This window comes from Bacillus sp. CFBP9009 (genome assembly GCF_036541465.1).
Classification (GTDB): Bacteria; Bacillota; Bacilli; order Bacillales; family DSM-1321; genus Peribacillus.
In genome coordinates, this window is sequence record NZ_JAZHFU010000003.1 from 710729 (window position 1) to 730611 (window position 19883).

The window sequence follows — 19883 nt, forward strand, 5'->3', positions numbered from 1 at the left end:
GATGGTGAGCTGGTGAAAAACCAAAAAAAGTAGCTGTAACTTGCATGATTTTTCCTTTCACATGTATATTTTAAGTAGATGTTTAAAAGGGTTCCAATATACAAACAATAAGCTAATAAAGGTGATCTATATAATGAGGAGGATTATTCATGTCTATTGCTTCCGATACAATTACGGAAAAAAGCGGCTACAAGCTTCATGTGGTCCGGACGGATAAATATAAAACGAATACTCTCGTGCTGAAGATGAAAGCACCGTTGACAAAAGAGGACGTTACATATCGTGCATTGCTGCCATATGTGTTACAAAGCAATACAAGTAAATATCCTACAACACCTGAGCTTCGATCTTATCTTGATGATTTATATGGAGCAGGGTTTTATGTCGATGTAGCTAAAAAAGGCGAATATCAAATCTTAAGTTTTACGATCGATATCGTCAATGAAAAATTCCTTAGTGATTCAACCCCGCTTCTCGAAAAGGCTTTTGGGTTATTATCAGAGGTGATCTTTAATCCGAAGAAGAATGGCGAAGCCTTTGACTCTAAAACGGTTTCCAATGAAATCCGTTCATTAAAACAACGGATTCAATCCATTTCCGATGACAAAATGCGATATTCAGCTATACGCCTTGTAGAGGAAATGTGCAAAAACGAACCATATGCTTTAGATGCGAGCGGTAATCTACAAGACTTGGAAACGATAACTCCTGAGTCCCTTTTCGCCTATTATAAAAAAGTGCTGGCGGAGGATGAAATCGATTTATATGTAATCGGTGACATCGATGAATCGGAAGTGCAGGCTCTGGCTGACAAGTATGTTTCATTGCAAGAACGAGTGCCTGTGAGACTGCCAGGGAAGATGGGCAAGGTAGTGGAGAAGGAAAAAGAAATCATTGAGAATTCTGATGTGAAGCAAGGGAAATTGAATATCGGTTATCGAACCCAAGTTGCCTACGGTGATCCGGATTATTATGCACTTCAGCTTTTCAATGGGATTTTTGGTGGTTTTTCACATTCAAAACTTTTCATCAATGTCCGGGAGAAAGCCAGCCTTGCTTATTATGCAGCTTCGAGGCTCGAAAGTCATAAAGGTCTATTAATGGTCATGGCCGGCATTGAAAATGCCAACTACAAGCAGGCATTGGATATCATTCATGCACAAATGAAGGAAATGAAGCAAGGGAACTTTTCCGAAGAAGAGCTTGCACAGACAAAGGCGGTCGTTAAGAATCAACTACTTGAAACCATTGATGTTTCGAGAGGACTTGTGGAAATTTTATATCATAATGTGGTTTCCGGGCAGGATATATCACTCGACGAGTGGTTTGCAAACACAGAGCGGACGACAAAGGAAGAAATCATTGCAGTTGGTCAAAAGATTCAGCTTGATACGATTTATTTCCTAACGGAAGAGGAGGTGCAAGGGTAATGGAAAAAATAGCATTCACTCAATTGAAAGAAGAACTTTTCCATGAAAAAATGGATAATGGCCTAGAAGTGTATATTCTTCCGAAAAGTGGCTTCAATAAATCATTTGCCACTTTCACGACGAATTATGGTTCGATCGACAACCATTTCAAACCTTTGAATGAAACGGAATTCACTAAAGTACCTGATGGAATTGCCCATTTTCTTGAACATAAGCTTTTTGAAAAGGAAGATGGAGATGTTTTTCAGCAATTTTCAAAGCAGGGAGCATCTGCAAATGCCTTTACTTCTTTCACTCGTACAGCTTATTTATTTTCCAGCACGTCCGATTTCGATAGGAATCTAACTACCTTAATCGACTTTGTCCAGGATCCTTACTTTTCGGAAAAGACGGTAGAGAAGGAAAAAGGAATCATTGGGCAGGAAATCAATATGTATGATGATAATTCGGACTGGCGATTATATTTCGGAACGATAGCCAATATGTATCATCAGCATCCCGTGAAAATCGATATTGCCGGTACTGTGGAATCCATTGCAGATATTACGAAGGATATGCTTTACGAATGTTATAATACGTTTTATCATCCTAGCAACATGCTCCTATTCGTTGTAGGACCGGTTGATGTCGAAAGCACCATGAAGCTGATCCGGGATAATCAAAATAATAAAGGGTACAACGAACAACCTGAGGTGGAACGTAAGTTTGACCAAGAGCCGGAAATCGTTGCCAAGGACAAGGAAGTCTTAAGAATGAATGTCCAGACACCAAAAGTGATGCTGGGAATCAAGGCGATTAATGTCCATCAATCCGGTTTACAGCTTTTGAAAAGGGAATTGGCAACCAATATTTATCTGGAAATGCTGTTCGGCAAAAGTTCACCTTTGCATGAGGAACTATATGAGGAAGGGTTGATCGATCAAGGCTTCTCATATGATTATACACAGGAACAAGGTTTTGGGTTTGCGTTAATTGGCGGGGACAGTGCCAAACCTGATGAGTTGACGGAGTCTTTATTTGGTATCCTGCAAAAATCAAAAGCCGGAACCGGCCTGAATGAAGAAAGCTTGCAAAGGACAATCAAGAAAAAAATCGGTTCTTTCCTTCGTTCTCTGAATTCACCGGAATATATAGCGAATCAATTCACCAGATATGCATTCAATGATATGAACTTGTTCGATGTTGTATCAGTATTGGAAAAACTAACGATCGAAGATATCAGGGAGGTCGCCAAGGACTTAATATCCGATGAACGGATGACAGTCTGTCAGGTACTTCCTAAATAATATAAAGGGGGCTCGAATGTGGGGAAACGTTTTGCCCTTATTACTGGAGCCAGTGGAGGAATCGGCCGGGAAATCGCTATAAAGCTCGCCGAGGAGAATTATTCACTTTATTTACATTATAACAGCAATGAAGAAGCGATACTTGAACTGATTGAAGAACTGAAGCCCCATCAAGTTGAACTTATTCCGGTTCAAGCGGATTTGGCTGCACCGGATGGATACAAGAAATTGGCGGAAAATATCTTTGCCCTCCATGCAATCGTCCTCAATAGTGGCAATAGCTATTATGGGCTAATATCAGACATGGATGAGAAAATCGTTAATGAAATGGTGCAGCTGCATGTAACGAGCCCTTTCCAATTAACAAAGGAACTGCTTCCAAAGCTTATGTACCAAGAACAGGCTGCCATCGTTGCGGTCACATCGATTTGGGGGCAGACAGGTGCATCCTGTGAAGTATTATATTCAATGGTCAAGGGCAGTCAAAATGCTTTTATCAAGGCGCTTAGCAAAGAAGTCTCGCTTAATGGAATCCGGGTGAATGCCGTTGCCCCCGGTGCGATTTCCACTTCCATGCTCGAATCTTTCAGTGCAGAAGATCTGGAGATCATCAAAGGCGATATCCCGATGGGCAGGATGGGGCATTCCAAAGAAGTCGCGGAGGCCGTATACTATTTGCTTTCCGACAAGTCATCCTATATAACCGGGCAAATTTTAGGCGTAAATGGCGGATGGTACACATGATTTTTTTAAAGACATGTATAATTTCCTCGGTTCCTTCACAAAATATCTATGTACTATTTTGAAGGAAAGGGTGACCATTCATGTCTGTACTGGACAATTGGGATCAATGGAAAAACTTTTTAGGCGACAGATTACATCAAGGTGAACAACAAGGCTTGTCAGAAGGCGCTGTTAACAACTTGGCTTTCGAAATCGGTGATTACCTGGCTAATCAGGTTGAGCCCCAGAATGATCAAGAGAAAGTGCTTGCTGATCTTTGGTCTGTTGCAAGCGATCAAGAAAAACACGCCATGGCAAGTGTCATGGTCAAGTTAGTCGAGAACAATGGAACGAAGTAAAATATCCCTCCAAAGGCCCTGTTATTAAATAACAGGGCCTTTTGGATTTAAGTGGATGATTATTTATCCTCTTATATAAAAATGAATATTTTTCTAGGGTTTTTCCTTTTAACTTATCAAGAAATGCTATATTATAGAAGCTAGACAATTAATATAAAGTGTTCAGACCTTGAAATTTACGATGGATAAGTTTTTTGCCCCTGAGTAGGGTAAAAGCTTTTAGGCTTAAGGAGTGTTATCGTGGATAATAAAGAATGGTATTTTGAATATGAAATCCAAGTCAACCGTCCTGGTTTGTTAGGGGATATTTCATCCCTTCTGGGTATGCTTTCCATTAATATCATCACCATTAACGGGGTCGATGAAGGCAGGCGTGGTTTACTTTTGTTGGCGAAAGACAGCCGTAATATAGAAAGATTCGAGTCAATTCTCCGTACGATGGATACGATAAAGGTCATTAAGCTGAGGGAACCTAAATTGCGTGATCGCCTCGCAGTCAGGCATGGACGTTATATTCAGCGCGATGCCGATGAGAAAAACACCTTTAGGTTTGTCCGTGATGAACTGGGCTTGCTTGTCGATTTCCTGGCCGAGCTGTTTAAACAGGAAGGGCATAAATTGATCGGGATACGAGGGATGCCTCGTGTCGGGAAAACTGAATCCATCGTAGCCTCGAGTGTATGTGCTAATAAGAGATGGTTGTTTGTGTCATCGACCCTTTTAAAGCAGACTATCCGCAGTCAGCTTATTGAGGATGAATATAATAATGATAATTTGTTCATTTTAGATGGAATTGTTTCCACTCGCCGTGCAAATGAGCGTCATTGGCAGTTGATTCGCGAAATAATGAGGCTTGATGCTGTCAAAGTAATCGAACATCCGGATGTTTTTGTCCAAAATACGGAGTATACCCTCGAAGACTTTGATTATATTATTGAATTGCGAAACAATCCTGAAGAAGAAATAACATATGAAGTTGTCGACCAAAAAGACCAGTTTTCAGGGTCCGATTTTGGTTCCTTTGACTTTTAAAATGGCAGGTGTTTTATTTGACTGAGTTAGGTAATCGATTAAAGGAAGCTAGGGAAGCCAAAGGTCTTAGCTTAGAAGATTTGCAGGAATTAACAAAGATTCAAAAGCGTTACCTCATTGGCATTGAAGAGGGAAATTACAGTATGATGCCTGGAAAGTTTTATGTACGGGCATTCATAAAGCAATATTGTGAAGCGGTCGGACTGGATTCAGAAGAGATTTTCGAACAATATAAGAGTGAAATACCATCGGTCTATAGCGAGGAATTGCCAGAACAGCTTTCAAGGGTCCAATCCAGAAAAACGATACCGGCAGGGGATTCGAAGGTTGTAGAAATGTTACCGAAGATCTTGGCAGTCGTTTTAGTAATTGGTGCGGCCGTTTTGATTTGGGTGCTGGTATCGAACTATATGAGTAACCCGGATAATGATGATAAAAAGAACGCTAAAGAGAATGAAGCCGTGGGCTACAATAAAAGTGATGGGTTTAACGAAGAAAAAGAGAATGCAGACCAAAAACAGAATGAAGAAAAATCTGATTCATCTGATGAGAAGAATGAAGATGATGCAGTTGTCAAAGATGAAAAGAAAGAGCAAAAACTTGCAGTCACCAGTTCCAGCGGTAAAAATAGTACGTATGAATTAAAAAATACCGATACCTTTAAATTAAAGGTGACCTCCAAAGGCTCACCATGGGTCGGCATAAAAAATGGTGAAGGTAAATTACTTTTCCAGGGCACTATCGACAAGGACAAAAGCCAGGTAATTGATTTCACCAATGAAAAAGAAGCTGTCATCAATATAGGCAGAGCTTATGAAACTGAGATTTATGTGAATGATGAGAAGCTGGAGTATTCCATTTCACCGACTGAAGTGAATACGCAATTGGTTACGATACAATTTACGAAAGCCGAATAGTCATCTTTTAGATGACTATTTTTGCTCTATATAATAGTAAGGCGACGGGAAATGGTTTACCCGGCATATAAGATTGGATTTTGAGTTAAATTATACATATAAGCATTATTTCAGATCTAAGACGCATTGCCCAAATGGCAGGCGTAAATTTTGGAGGTAAAAGTTTTGAATCTGCCTAATAAGATTACAGTAGCAAGAATCTGTTTAATACCCGTATTTTTAATCATCATGCTCGTTCCTTTTTCATGGGGAACGCTGACTTGGGGAGAATACAGTTTGCCAGTGGCGCACTTAGCTGGAGCCATCCTCTTTATTATCGCTTCCACTACGGATTGGATCGATGGCCATTTTGCCAGAAAATATAATATGATTACTGATTTAGGGAAATTTTTAGATCCATTGGCTGATAAACTTCTGGTTTCGGCTGCCTTGATCGTTTTGGTTGATCTAGATTTAATGTACGGCCAATCTTGGATTGCCATCGTAATCATAAGTCGCGAGTTTGCAGTCACCGGATTGCGTCTGGTGTTAGCGGGTACAGGGGAAGTGGTTGCAGCGAACCAGCTTGGTAAAATTAAAACATGGGCACAAATTGTTTCTATTTCGGCATTATTGCTGCATAACCTTCCTTTTGCCCTGATTTCACTTCCATTTGCTAATATCGCGTTATGGATTGCATTAATCTTTACAATCTGGTCAGGTTTGGATTATTTTATAAAAAACAAAGAAGTATTTGTTAATTCAAAGTAAAACGAATGGTGGTTTTGAAAAGATGGATGCAGAAATCATTGCAGTGGGCTCAGAGCTTCTTTTAGGACAAATCAATAACACTAATGGAAGATTCTTATCGCAGCAGTTTGCGGAAATGGGGATCAACGTTTTTTACCATACTGTGGTCGGGGATAACGACCGCCGTTTACAACAAGCTATAGAAATCGCTGAATCGAGGGCAAACTTGATTGTCTTTACCGGTGGACTTGGTCCTACCAAAGATGATTTAACGAAAGAAACGATTGCTCGCCATATAGGGAAAAAGCTCGTTTTTAATGATGAAGCTTTGCAATCCATTGAAGCTTACTTCCAAAAACGGGAACGGCCGATGACGGAAAACAACAAAAAGCAGGCCCTTGTCTTAGAAGGCAGTGAAGTGTTGGCAAACGATCATGGCATGGCACCGGGAATGGTCTTGTCCAAATCTGGCATTACATATATGCTTCTACCTGGTCCACCAAGTGAAATGGAGCCGATGTTTTTAAGTTATGGTTATGAAAAGATCATGAATAAATTGGAAAAGCATGAACGGATCGATTCCAAGGTTCTTCGGTTCTACGGTATAGGTGAAGCCGAACTGGAAACGGTGATTGAAGATCTCCTTGTCAATCAAACGAATCCGACAATTGCTCCGCTGGCAGCTGAAGGGGAAGTGACGTTAAGGATCACTGCTAAAGACTCTTCTAAAGAAAAATGCGAGGAGCTTATTTTAGAAGCGGAAAAAGAAATTCTCAGCAGGGTCGGCAAGTTCCATTATGGAAGTGACAATACTTCGCTAATAAAGGAACTTGTAAAAGAATTAACGGTCCGCAAGCTTTCAATCGCGGCAGCTGAAAGCTTGACCGGAGGGATGTTCCAAGAACAGCTGACAACCATCCCGGGTGCCGGTAAAGTCTTCAAAGGCGGAATTGTCTGCTATACGAATGATGCGAAGTCGAATGTCCTCGGCGTCAGTGATGATACGATATCTGAGCATGGGGTGGTCAGCGGTGAGTGTGCAATGGAAATGGCCTCTAATGTCCGGAGCAAGCTCGATGCGGATGTAGGCATAAGCTTTACGGGTGTTGCAGGGCCGGATGAACAAGAAGGCAAGCCTGTAGGGACAGTATTCATTGGCATTTCCTATCGGGATGGGAACACTCATTTCAAGGAGTTGAATCTTTCCGGAAGCAGGGCGCAAAACCGTATTCGGAGTGTGAAGTACGGCTGTCACTACCTATTAAGGGATTTATAAACGCTAAAAGCAGAGCTTTTTACAGCTCTGCTTTTTATTTGGTTTGAGAAGTTTGTTTCTTGAAAAATAGGGAAAAAAGAAAAAGTTAATTCAATGAAAATGTTTTTTTTAGGGAGTAAGTGAAAGGAAATGGAGATTTCCTTAAGATAAAACGCTTTTTTACAAAGAATATCCCGAAAGAAAAAAACGAATGAATGTTCGACTTTTTGCTTGGCAAAATAGTAAAAAGAGTATATAGTAAAGATAGGTTTTGAGACAGGATACAAACCTTGATCTCAAATAATTGCTAACGTAAGTACAACTTTAATCGGACAGCCGATTATTTGAATATAGAGGAGGAAATTGAGTGAGTGATCGTCAAGCGGCTTTAGATATGGCGTTAAAACAAATTGAAAAACAATTTGGTAAAGGTTCCATTATGAAACTTGGGGAACAGTCTGATCGTAGGATTTCAACGATTTCAAGCGGTTCTTTAGCATTGGACGTAGCATTGGGAGTGGGCGGATATCCAAGAGGCCGGGTCATTGAGATATATGGACCTGAAAGCTCCGGTAAAACTACTGTTGCATTACATGCTATTGCAGAAGTACAAAAGACTGGCGGCACGGCTGCATTCATTGATGCCGAACATGCCTTAGATCCAGCATATTCAGAAAAACTTGGTGTGAATATCGATGAGTTACTGCTTTCACAGCCTGATACGGGTGAACAAGCCTTAGAGATCGCTGAAGCGTTAGTTCGAAGTGGTGCGGTAGATATCATTGTTATTGACTCGGTGGCAGCACTTGTTCCTAAAGCTGAAATCGAAGGCGAAATGGGAGATTCCCATATGGGTCTTCAAGCCCGGATGATGTCTCAGGCACTAAGAAAACTGTCTGGTGCCATTAATAAATCAAATACCATTGCCATTTTCATTAACCAAGTCCGTGAAAAAATCGGTGTTATGTTTGGGAATCCTGAAACGACTCCGGGAGGCCGGGCATTGAAGTTCTATTCAACTGTTCGTCTGGAAGTGCGCCGTGCGGAACAACTAAAACAAGGAAATGAAATTGTCGGTAATAAAACCAAAATCAAAGTTGTAAAAAACAAGGTTGCTCCACCATTCCGTCAAGCGGAAGTTGACATTATGTATGGTCAAGGGATTTCCCAGGAAGGTGAAATCATCGATATGGGTGCAGATCTTGATATCGTCCTTAAAAGCGGCTCGTGGTATTCATACAATGAAGAGCGTGTCGGACAAGGCCGCGAAAATGCGAAGCTGTTCTTGAAAGAAAATCAGGATATTGCTAAGGAAATTTCTCAGAAAATCAGAGATCACTATAATCTCGATGGAGAGCATGAATTACCACCAGAAGAAAATGAACCAGAAGAGCATTTTGAATTGCTTGATTAATGGTATTTGGAAAAGGCCTAAGCTTGTTCGCTTAGGCCTTTTCTATATATTTTGAGAAAAGTGCGAAATTTTAAGAGGATTAAATGGCATTGAAATCAGATTTACAGACTTCTTCCATAATGAATGCTGTACATTATGATGGTTAATATTAAGAAAACTTGAATAATCATTGATACATAAGGGACAAACGCTTGACAATAAAAATTCTCAACTATACAATTAATATGTATATTTTACAATTTTTCAAACTAAAATTTTGAAAATTAAGTGCTGTATATTGAATTTATGTGCAATGTACTTGCCGACAGTTCAACATTTTATGTAAAAAGTTCATAGCAAGGGGAGGTGAAACGATGGAACCCATGACAATCATCTTCACTTTGCTTGGCCTAATCGTCGGTGCAGTTGTTGGTTATTTTATTCACAAATCAAAATTTGAGAGTAAAATAGCAGGGGCAAAGGGCTCTGCAGAACACATCCTTGAGGATGCAAAACGTGAAGCGGAAGCACTTAAGAAAGAAGCCTTGTTGGAAGCAAAAGATGAAATTCATAAAGTTCGTGCCGATTCGGATCGGGAAGCCCGTGAAAGAAGGAACGAATTACAAAAACAAGAAAATCGGTTATTGCAAAGAGAAGAGAATCTGGACCGCAAGGATGAAACGTTAGACAAACGTGAAAGCCTTTTGGAGAAAAAAGAAGATTCTCTAAACCAAAGACAACAGCATATTGAAGAGATGGAAAGCAAAGTGGACGAGACGGTTCGTAAGCAGCAAACAGAGCTTGAACGTGTTTCCGGTTTAACTCGTGAAGAAGCTAAAGCAATCATTATAGACCGAATGGAAAACGAGCTGGCTCACGATGTAGCGCTTATGATTAAAGAAAGTGATACCCGTGCCAAAGAAGAAGCTGATAAAAAAGCAAAAGAAGTCCTTTCTCTTGCCATTCAGCGTTGTGCGGCTGATCATGTTGCAGAAACCACCGTTTCTGTAGTAAATCTTCCAAACGATGAAATGAAAGGACGGATAATCGGACGTGAAGGACGAAATATCCGGACGTTAGAAACGCTAACAGGTATTGACCTTATTATTGATGATACTCCTGAAGCTGTCATTTTATCTGGATTCGATCCAATTAGACGGGAAACGGCACGCTTGGCTCTTGAGAAACTTGTTCAGGACGGACGGATCCATCCGGCTCGTATTGAAGAAATGGTTGACAAAGCAAGACGTGAGGTAGATGAACATATTCGTGAAATTGGTGAACAAACAACTTTTGAAGTTGGAGTTCACGGTCTCCATCCAGATCTCATCAAAATACTAGGACGTTTGAAGTTCCGTACCAGTTATGGGCAAAACGTACTTAAACATTCAATTGAAGTGGCACAGCTTTCAGGTTTACTGGCCGCTGAGCTTGGTGAGGATGAAGTTCTTGCCCGCCGTGCAGGTTTACTGCATGATATTGGGAAAGCGATTGATCATGAAGTGGAAGGCAGTCACGTCGAAATTGGCGTTGAATTAGCCACCAAATATAAAGAGCATCCAACTGTCATTAACAGCATCGCTTCACATCATGGCGATACGGAACCAACTTCCATCATTTCAGTGCTTGTGGCTGCCGCTGATGCATTATCAGCTGCAAGACCGGGAGCTAGAAGTGAAACGCTTGAAAATTACATTAGAAGACTTGAAAAACTTGAGGAAATTTCCGAATCCTATGATGGAGTGGAAAAATCCTTTGCGATTCAAGCCGGACGAGAAGTGCGGATTCTAGTGAAACCAGAACAGATCGATGATCTTTCGGCCCATCGACTCGCACGTGATATCCGGAAAAGGATTGAAGAAGAGCTCGATTACCCAGGTCATATAAAAGTCACGGTCATCCGTGAAACAAGAGCAGTCGAATACGCCAAATAATTGTTAATGAAAGACGAAGTGGTGCAAACCACTTCGTTTTTTCTATTTCCGATATTAGTCGTTAAGCGTAATTCCTATAATTACTCCAAATTATGTTACAATACATACTTGAATAATTCATATATTAGGTGAATCTAGAAAGGATTTTACAATGAAATTGCTATTTATTGGAGATGTAGTGGGGTCTCCTGGTCGTGACATGATCCAAGAATACCTTCCTAAGTTAAAAGAAAAGTATCGTCCGCATATCACGGTCATCAATGGCGAGAATGCAGCAAGTGGCCGGGGAATTACTGAAAAGATTTACCGCAGTTTTTTAGAATGGGGAGCGCAGGCGGTGACCATGGGAAACCATACATGGGATAATCGTGATATCTTCAATTTTATTGATGAAGCGAAATATCTCGTCCGTCCTGCGAACTTTCCAGACGGGGCACCTGGAGAAGGAATGAAATTTTTAAAATTGAACCAGTATGAAATAGCGGTCATCAATTTGCAAGCGAGAACGTTCATGCCGGCTTTGGATTGTCCGTTCAAAAAGGCGGAAGCACTCGTAGCGGAGGCTCAAGAAAGAACACCAATCATCTTTGTCGATTTTCATGGAGAAGCTACAAGTGAAAAGCAAGCTATGGGGTGGTTCCTGGATGGGAAGGTTACAGCCGTTGTCGGTACACACACACACGTCCAGACAGCCGATAACCGTATATTACCTGCAGGCACCGCTTACATATCAGATGTAGGCATGACAGGACCATATGATGGCATCCTTGGTATGGAAAGAGAGGCAGTCATCCATCGGTTCCTAACTAGCCTTCCTGTTCGTTTCGAAGTGCCAAAAGAGGGGCGGACCCTATTAAGTGGGGTTCTCCTTGAAATTGATGATAAAACTGGCAAGGCAAAAAAAATAGAAAGGATACTGATTAACGAAGATCATCCCTTTTATCATTGATTCGAACGGATGGACAGTAAAACTGGCCATCCGTTTTTCCATTAATTAATAAATGGTGTACAATCCCGGTTTTCTTTGTCATACAAGTTTTACTTGATGAATATAGTAGCAGTGGAAAGTGTTATAACTATTGAGCCAAGTTAGAATCGGCAGGGAAAACAAGGAGGACTAGGAATGGAAATATTAAAAGTTTCAGCAAAATCTAATCCTAATTCTGTAGCAGGCGCACTAGCGGGAGTGCTCAGGGAAAGAGGAGCAGCCGAAATTCAAGCAATCGGTGCAGGTGCGTTAAATCAAGCCGTCAAGGCAGTAGCAATCGCAAGAGGGTTTGTCGCACCTAGTGGAGTTGACTTGATTTGTATTCCTGCCTTTACAGATATACTTATTGATGGCGAAGAGAGAACGGCAATAAAACTAATCATTGAACCAAGATAATTTCATGTTTGGGTGTCCTGTTTGTCGGATGGCGAGCAGGCTCTTTTTTGTCGTGAAATCCAAATGACGAAAGACCAGTGTCCCTTTATAATGGAATATATAATCATAAAAAAGGTACAGGAAGGGGGATTACGTTGGAGATTTTTGATGCACATTGTGATGTGCTGATGAAGATGTTCATCGATCCGGATATTTCTTTTACGAATAGTGATAAATTACATATAACAAAGCAGGGGTTATTGGATGAAAGGGGAAAAGTCCAATGTTTTGCAATATATATTCCTGAAAAAGTCCACCCTGATATGAGATTTCAAGCGGCTTTGGCGATGGTGGATATTTTTCATGAAAAGATTTTATCAGAGCCGGAAATGAAATTTATAAAGACCAAGGCAGACATCGAATCTTTAAAAGAAAAGGAAATCGGTGCAATGCTAACTTTGGAGGGGTGCGATTGCATTGGGAATGATTTGTTGAAACTGAAAACCCTTATTCATCTTGGAGTGTCCTCGGTAGGTCTAACTTGGAATTACGCTAACTTGGTAGCGGATGGGGCATTAGAAACAAGAGGGGGCGGCTTGACAGGATTTGGAACGGAGGTGGTCGCTCTATTGAATGAGAAGTCGATTTGGTGTGATTTATCCCATTTGTCCGAAGCTGGATTTTGGGACACCCTAAAGTTGGCGAAGTTCCCAATTGCCTCTCATTCGAATGCTTATCATCTTTGTCCTCATCCGCGAAATTTAAAAGACACCCAGATAAAAGCCCTTTTGCAGAAAAATGGGGTGATCGGCGTAACTTTTGTCCCGCAATTTCTAGCAAATGGTGATTCGGCTACGATAAAGGATATCTTGAAACATATAGAGCATATATGCAGTTTGGGCGGGGAAAGACAAATTGGATTAGGGTCTGACTTCGATGGAATCGATCATATGGTAGAAAATTTAATGTCATATAAGGATTATCATAACCTAATCAATGAACTGAACAGGCTTTATCCCAGTGAGTTTGTAAAAGGTCTACTTTTTGATAATTTCACTCGTAATTTTCCGCTTGAAAAGGAAATATCTTAAGTGATTTTCAATTCTTACTATATAGATATGAATAAATATTCTGAAAATATAAAAAATAAAAGCAAAAGGGTTGCAATTTAATGATTTAACCGATAGAATTGAAAGCGTTTAGTACACCTTTCCTAAATTAGAACGATTAATTATACATAGTTTAATGTTCTGAAGAGAGGTGCGGTTAAATGCATTTATATACGAACGTCCTAAAGGAGTGTAAGACATGATCAATCAACTTTCATGGAAAGTTGGCGGACAACAAGGTGAAGGTATTGAAAGTACAGGAGAAATATTCTGTATTGCCCTCAATCGCTTAGGTTATTACTTGTATGGCTACCGTCATTTCTCATCCCGAATCAAGGGTGGACACACGAATAACAAAATTCGTGTAAGTACTACGGAAACTCGTGCTATCTCTGATGATTTAGACATCTTAGTTGCTTTTGACCAAGAAACAATTGACGTCAATTATAAAGAATTACATGAGGGTGGCATCATAATTGCAGATGCAAAATTCAAACCTGTCTGCCCAGAAGATACAAAGGCAGAATTATATATTGTTCCCTTTACGGAAATAGCAGCCGAATTAGGAACATCATTAATGAAAAATATGGTCGCCATCGGTGCGACATGTGCTGTTCTAGGCATGGAAATTTCCGTATTCAACGATGTGGTTGATGAAATATTCGGCCGTAAGGGTGAAGAAATCGTTAAGAAGAATATGGATGCCATTACTGCTGGCTATAAGGCAATGGAAGTGTTGCTTGGAGAAAAACTGGGCGCAATGGAGCTAGAAAAGGCAGACGGCCAAAAACGCATGTTCATGATTGGAAACGATGCTATCGCTTTAGGTGCAGTTGCAGGCGGTTGCCGCTTTATGGCAGCTTACCCGATTACTCCTGCCTCGGAAATTATGGAATACTTAATTAAAAAACTTCCTCAATTTGGAGGAACGGTCATCCAGACTGAAGATGAAATCGCGGCGGCTACAATGGCAATCGGTGCAAACTATGGCGGTGTACGTGCCATCACAGCTTCAGCTGGACCTGGACTTTCCTTGAAAATGGAAGCGATTGGTTTAGCCGGCATTACCGAGACGCCAATTGTCATCGTCGATACCCAGCGTGGCGGTCCATCTACGGGACTTCCTACAAAACAGGAGCAATCCGATTTAATGGCCATGATTTATGGTACACATGGTGAAATACCTAAAATCGTCATGGCTCCGAGTACTGTTGAGGAAGCTTTTTATGATACGGCGGAAGCATTCAACCTTGCAGAGGAATATCAATGTCCAGTTATCGTTCTATCCGACTTACAGCTATCATTAGGTAAACAAACGGTTCAGCCGCTTGATTACGGCAAAGTGGAGATAAGACGCGGGAAATTGGTGGACTTTGAAATTGAAGAGGCTGAAGACAAATCTTACTTCAAGCGTTATGAAGTAACGGATGATGGAGTCTCACCGCGTGTAGTGCCTGGTATGAAAAATGGAATTCACCATGTTACTGGTGTTGAACATGATGAAACGGGCAGACCTTCCGAGACGGCTTTGAATCGTAAATTGCAAATGGATAAACGGATGCGTAAGCTGAATAATTTAACTAACACATTCCAAACACCAGTATACAAAAACACACCGCATGAAGAAGCGGATTTATTAATTCTTGGCTTTAACTCAACACGCGGGACGATTGATGAAGCGATCGGCCGGTTAGAAACGGATGGAATGAAAGTGAATCATGCGCAAATCCGTTTGATTCATCCTTTCCCAGCTGATGAAGTCCTATCATTGGTGCAAAGTGCTAAGAAAGTAGTAGTTATTGAAAATAATGCGACTGGACAATTGGCTAATATCATCAAGATGAATGTCGGACATGTTAATAAAATTAAAAGCATCCTAAAATATGATGGCAACCCATTCCTCCCGCATGAAATTCACACACAATGCAAGGAGATGTTCGAATATGGCAACGTTTAAAGAGTTTCGGAATGATGTAAAACCTAACTGGTGTCCTGGCTGCGGAGATTTCTCCGTTCAGGCTGCCATGCAGCGTGCGGCAGCCAATGTGGGATTGGAGCCGGAGAATTTGGCTGTTGTTTCCGGTATCGGCTGTTCAGGGCGTATTTCCGGTTACATCAAGTCATATGGTTTCCACGGCATCCATGGCCGCTCACTGCCAATTGCCCAAGGAGTAAAAATGGCCAATCGTGAATTGACCGTTATAGCTTCAGGCGGTGACGGAGATGGTTTTGCAATCGGGATGGGACACACCATCCATGCGATCCGCCGTAATATCGACATTACGTATATTGTCATGGATAACCAAATATATGGATTGACAAAAGGCCAGACTTCTCCTAGGTCCGCTGCTGGATTTAAAACGAAATCTACTCCGGAAGGATCAATAGAACAGGCTGTTTCACCTATGGAATTAGCATTATCAGCTGGCGCTACGTTTGTCGCCCAAAGCTTTTCCACAGACTTGAAAGACCTGACGGCGATCATTGAAGCAGGGATAAACCATAAAGGGTTCTCCTTTATCAATGTTTTCTCTCCTTGCGTAACATACAATAAAATCAATACGTATGATTGGTTTAAACAAAACTTGACTAAATTGAACACGATTGAAGGCTATGATTCATCAAATAAAGAACAGGCCATGCAGACTTTGATGCAACATGACAGCCTTGTAACAGGGATTATTTATCAAGACTCTTCACGCCCTTCGTACCAGGAATTAGTGCCAGGGTATGCTGAAAAAGCGTTAAATAAATCAGATCTGACACTGGATCAAGCGCACTTTGATAAGCTTGTTGCTGAATTTATGTAAAAAGTTAAAAGGTTCACCCCTAATGATGGGGTGAACCTTTTTTTTGTAATTAATTGGAAAGCTCAAGTAGAGAGAATCACTATACTCTCTAAATTAGAATCCGAAGAAATTGCAACGATTCCTTCTGCAACAATGGCGGTCGCGGTCACGATCACGATCACGATCACGGTCACGGTCCCGATCGCGCCTATTACAGCCCCTCACAGCACGACAAAAATTGTCTGCGATTCTATCGTTATCTCTGTCCCGATCTCTGTCCCGATCGCGGTCCCGATCCCGATCCCGATCGTTGTCGCGCCTATTACAGCCCCTCACAGCACGACAAAAATCGTCTGCGATTCTATCGTTATCTCTGTCCCGATCGCGGTCCCGATCATGATGATCATGATTATTGCATCCACATGACATATAAGTCACTCCTTCATAATTTTGTTTTACAAGATATCTTATTCGAGAGCGGACAAGATGCTATAGAAACATGACCCATTTAACAAAAATGTACGAATTCCCCAGCCGGTACAAAAGCGTTTATGGTATTTTTTTATTTAGTTTTTCATATCTTTACATATTAAGGAAGATGGAAGTAGCGGCCCTAGTTCAGGGGGAGTGTACATGTTGAGAGGAAAAATGAAAGCCGTAGTCAAACACCACCGAGGTTATGGGGCACAATTACAAGTTGTCGATATACCGGATATTCGTGATGACGAGGTCTTGATTCGAGTGAAAATGACCTCGATCTGCGGAACGGATATTCATATTTTCACCTGGGATGAATGGTCACAGGGAAGAGTGAGTCCACCATACGTATTTGGGCACGAATTTGCTGGGGAAGTAATCGAGATAGGAGCAAGTGTCAGCAATGTTTCGGTTGGTGATTGTGTATCTGCCGAGACACATATAGTTTGCGGTACATGCAGGCAGTGCTTAACCGGTCAATTCCATATTTGTAAAAAAACTAACATTATCGGTGTTGATAAACAAGGGTGCTTTGCAGAGTATATAGCTTTGCCAGCCAAAAATTTATGGAAAAATCCAAGTGATATGCCACTCGATATAGCTACCATACAAGAACCGATGGGTAATGCAGTCCATTCAGTGCTAGCTGGCGAGGTGCTGGGTAAAACGGTGGCAATAATCGGCTGTGGTCCAATTGGGCTTATGGCGATTGCTGTAGCAAAGGCCGCAGGTGCTGATAAAGTAATCGCTCTTGATATTAATGATTATCGACTTCAGCTTGCCAAAAAGATGGGTGCTACAGACCTCATTCATTCAATTAAACAGGATCCATTGGAAATTACGAAAAGCCTCACAAGTGCGGATGGGGTGGATGTTGTTTGCGAAATGAGCGGTAATCCTGCAGCTATCCAACAAGGGTTTAAGATGGCGACGAATGGTGGAAGAATATCAATTCTAAGTCTGCCTTCTAAGCCCGTCACGCTTAATATAACAGAGGATATAGTATTCAAGGGTCTTACTGTCCAAGGGATAACTGGAAGGAAGATGTTTTCAACCTGGCAACAGGTTTCAAGTCTGCTTGAAAGTGGCAAGGTTGATGTAAAACCAATGATTACCCACCGGTATTCACTTAGCGATTTTGAAAAGGGATTTGAACTGATGATCAAAGGTCAGTGTGGTAAGGTTCTCCTTATACCTTAAACATCAGAAAAGGTGGAAATTGCAATATCTGCATTTGGAAAATCTTGAAGGGGGAAGGCGTCATCCAAAAATGATAAGAAGAGGCTAATTTCGTCATAGCCTCTTATTTCATGTTCTTATTTTCTGTATTTGTGAAAAATTTCTTACAATTGAGGAAGCCACGACAGAATGATTGTTTCTTGCTGTTAAAAGCTTTATACTATGATAATGTGGATATATCACACTTAATAGCTAATATTTACTGGTAATTCTTAAAAAGGAATCCGAATAAATCCATTTGAAGATAGGTCTTGAAATAGTTGGTGAAAGAAATAAACTAACTATTTTGAAAGGAGATTAACTATGAACGAGAAACAACGATTAGAATCACAACAAGTACAGGCTGAGAATCCAGCGGACAAAAAATCCGATAAGGACTTCAGTAAGTACTTTCAAGCTGTTTATATTCCGCCTTCCTTAAAAGATGCGAAAAAGCGAGGGAAAGAAGAAGTAGAATATCATGATGACTTTGCCATTCCTGAAGGTTTCCGTGGAATGGGAGAAGGTAAAAAGTTTTACATTCGTACTTACGGCTGTCAAATGAACGAACATGATACAGAAGTCATGGCGGGCATCTTTATGGCACTTGGTTATCAGCCGACAGACACGGTGGATGATGCTAACGTCATTTTACTTAACACTTGTGCGATTCGGGAAGGCGCAGAGAATAAAGTGTTCGGTGAATTGGGGCATTTAAAATCATTGAAATTGGAAAAGCCGGATCTATTGCTTGGGGTTTGCGGTTGTATGTCACAAGAGGAGTCAGTTGTAAAGCGGATTCTAGAGAAGCACCATTTTGTAGATATGATTTTCGGAACTCATAATATCCACCGCCTGCCGCAAATTCTTAATGAAGCTTATCTTTCCAAGGAAATGGTCATTGAGGTTTGGTCTAAAGAAGGTGATGTAATCGAGAACCTTCCGAAAGTGCGTAAAGGAAAAACGAAGGCATGGGTCAATATCATGTATGGCTGCGATAAGTTTTGTACATACTGCATCGTACCGTACACAAGAGGGAAAGAAAGAAGCCGCAGGCCTGGAGATATCATACAGGAAGTCCGTCATTTAGCGGCACAGGGTTACAAGGAAATAACCCTGCTTGGACAGAATGTGAATGCTTATGGTAAAGATTTTACGGATATCGAATACCGTTTCGGTGATTTGATGGATGAAATCCGCAAAATCGATATTCCCCGTATTCGTTTTACGACAAGCCATCCACGTGATTTCGATGATCACTTGATTGAAGTATTGGCTAAGGGCGGTAATCTCGTTGACCATATCCATCTTCCAGTTCAATCGGGAAGTACGGACACACTTAAAATCATGGCCCGTAAATATACACGTGAACAATATTTAGAGCTAGTAAAAAAAATCAAGGAAGCTATCCCAAGTGTATCGCTAACCACTGACATCATTGTAGGTTATCCGAATGAAACGGAAGAGCACTTTGAAGAAACGATGTCTTTATACCGTGAAGTTGGTTTCGATGCGGCATATACTTACATCTATTCACCACGTGAGGGAACACCGGCTGCGAAAATGCAGGATAATGTACCGATGGAAGTGAAAAAGGAACGTCTGCAACGCTTGAATGCCCTTGTCAATGAAACGTGCGCATTGAAAATGAAGGAGTATGATGGGCAGATTGTTGAAGTGCTCGTTGAAGGCGAAAGCAAGAAGAATGCAGAAGTATTAGCAGGTTATACAACGAAAAATAAGCTCGTGAACTTCAAAGGACCAAAATCCGCTATTGGCCAAATCGTAAAAGTGAAAATCACCGGAACGAAAACATGGTCATTAAATGGGGATATGGTTGAAGAAGCAACGGCGATTGAGGTGGAGTAA

At 41.1% G+C, this 19883-nt stretch carries 18 protein-coding genes; all 18 read left to right on the forward strand.

The annotated features are described in order from the left end of the window. Positions 1–149: 149 nt before the first annotated feature. The 18 genes from yfmF to miaB all read left to right on the forward strand — a co-directional run bounded on the left by yfmF (position 150) and on the right by miaB (position 19883). On the forward strand, positions 150–1430 hold the full coding sequence (gene yfmF, locus V3595_RS12840) for an EF-P 5-aminopentanol modification-associated protein YfmF (protein WP_485907517.1): 1281 nt from the start codon (positions 150–152) through the stop codon (positions 1428–1430). Beyond that, positions 1430–2716 carry an EF-P 5-aminopentanol modification-associated protein YfmH gene (yfmH, locus tag V3595_RS12845; protein WP_485907519.1) on the forward strand — a complete coding sequence of 429 codons (1287 nt, stop codon included), beginning with the start codon at positions 1430–1432 and terminating at the stop codon, positions 2714–2716. Before yfmF ends, yfmH begins: the two co-directional genes overlap by 1 nt. 18 nt (positions 2717–2734) lie before the next feature. Then, a complete protein-coding gene (gene ymfI / locus V3595_RS12850; RefSeq protein ID WP_241591249.1) occupies positions 2735–3460 on the forward strand; it encodes an elongation factor P 5-aminopentanone reductase in 726 nt (241 codons plus the stop codon). An 80-nt stretch (positions 3461–3540) separates the two neighbouring features. Continuing rightward, the gene (locus V3595_RS12855; protein WP_101224701.1) at positions 3541–3798 is read left to right on the forward strand and encodes a DUF3243 domain-containing protein; all 258 of its coding nucleotides are present in this window, start codon (positions 3541–3543) and stop codon (positions 3796–3798) included. 240 nt (positions 3799–4038) lie between these two features. Further along, entirely contained in the window at positions 4039–4830 is a 792-nt protein-coding gene (locus tag V3595_RS12860; protein ID WP_034313530.1) for a DUF3388 domain-containing protein, read from the forward strand. A 17-nt stretch (positions 4831–4847) separates the two neighbouring features. Further along, complete coding sequence (locus V3595_RS12865) at positions 4848–5747, forward strand: helix-turn-helix domain-containing protein (protein WP_098370968.1); 900 nt, start codon at positions 4848–4850, stop codon at positions 5745–5747. Between the two features lie 165 nt (positions 5748–5912). Further along, positions 5913–6497, forward strand: a complete 585-nt coding sequence (pgsA, locus tag V3595_RS12870) for a CDP-diacylglycerol--glycerol-3-phosphate 3-phosphatidyltransferase (protein ID WP_034313524.1) — start codon at positions 5913–5915, stop codon at positions 6495–6497. 22 nt (positions 6498–6519) lie between these two features. After that, positions 6520–7752, forward strand: a complete 1233-nt coding sequence (locus V3595_RS12875) for a competence/damage-inducible protein A (RefSeq protein WP_307262640.1) — start codon at positions 6520–6522, stop codon at positions 7750–7752. A gap of 346 nt (positions 7753–8098) precedes the next feature. Continuing rightward, the gene (recA, locus tag V3595_RS12880; RefSeq protein ID WP_063231808.1) at positions 8099–9145 is read left to right on the forward strand and encodes a recombinase RecA; all 1047 of its coding nucleotides are present in this window, start codon (positions 8099–8101) and stop codon (positions 9143–9145) included. Between the two features lie 353 nt (positions 9146–9498). After that, positions 9499–11058: a ribonuclease Y gene (rny, locus tag V3595_RS12885; protein ID WP_063231807.1), complete on the forward strand. Its 1560-nt coding sequence runs from the start codon at positions 9499–9501 to the stop codon at positions 11056–11058. Between the two features lie 151 nt (positions 11059–11209). Then, positions 11210–12007, forward strand: a complete 798-nt coding sequence (locus V3595_RS12890) for a TIGR00282 family metallophosphoesterase (protein WP_485907522.1) — start codon at positions 11210–11212, stop codon at positions 12005–12007. A 174-nt stretch (positions 12008–12181) separates the two neighbouring features. Continuing rightward, a complete protein-coding gene (gene spoVS / locus V3595_RS12895) occupies positions 12182–12442 on the forward strand; it encodes a stage V sporulation protein SpoVS (RefSeq protein ID WP_029281188.1) in 261 nt (86 codons plus the stop codon). A 134-nt stretch (positions 12443–12576) separates the two neighbouring features. Continuing rightward, positions 12577–13512: a dipeptidase gene (locus tag V3595_RS12900; protein WP_485907524.1), complete on the forward strand. Its 936-nt coding sequence runs from the start codon at positions 12577–12579 to the stop codon at positions 13510–13512. A 217-nt stretch (positions 13513–13729) separates the two neighbouring features. Then, complete coding sequence (locus V3595_RS12905; RefSeq protein WP_485907526.1) at positions 13730–15487, forward strand: 2-oxoacid:acceptor oxidoreductase subunit alpha; 1758 nt, start codon at positions 13730–13732, stop codon at positions 15485–15487. Further along, positions 15474–16340, forward strand: a complete 867-nt coding sequence (locus V3595_RS12910) for a 2-oxoacid:ferredoxin oxidoreductase subunit beta (protein ID WP_057278380.1) — start codon at positions 15474–15476, stop codon at positions 16338–16340. Before V3595_RS12905 ends, V3595_RS12910 begins: the two co-directional genes overlap by 14 nt. A 30-nt stretch (positions 16341–16370) precedes the next feature. Continuing rightward, entirely contained in the window at positions 16371–16745 is a 375-nt protein-coding gene (locus tag V3595_RS12915) for a hypothetical protein (RefSeq protein ID WP_485907528.1), read from the forward strand. A gap of 210 nt (positions 16746–16955) precedes the next feature. Continuing rightward, positions 16956–17996, forward strand: coding sequence for an L-threonine 3-dehydrogenase (gene tdh / locus V3595_RS12920; protein ID WP_485907594.1), 1041 nt, complete (start codon positions 16956–16958; stop codon positions 17994–17996). Between the two features lie 342 nt (positions 17997–18338). Beyond that, positions 18339–19883: a tRNA (N6-isopentenyl adenosine(37)-C2)-methylthiotransferase MiaB gene (miaB, locus tag V3595_RS12925; RefSeq protein WP_485907530.1), complete on the forward strand. Its 1545-nt coding sequence runs from the start codon at positions 18339–18341 to the stop codon at positions 19881–19883.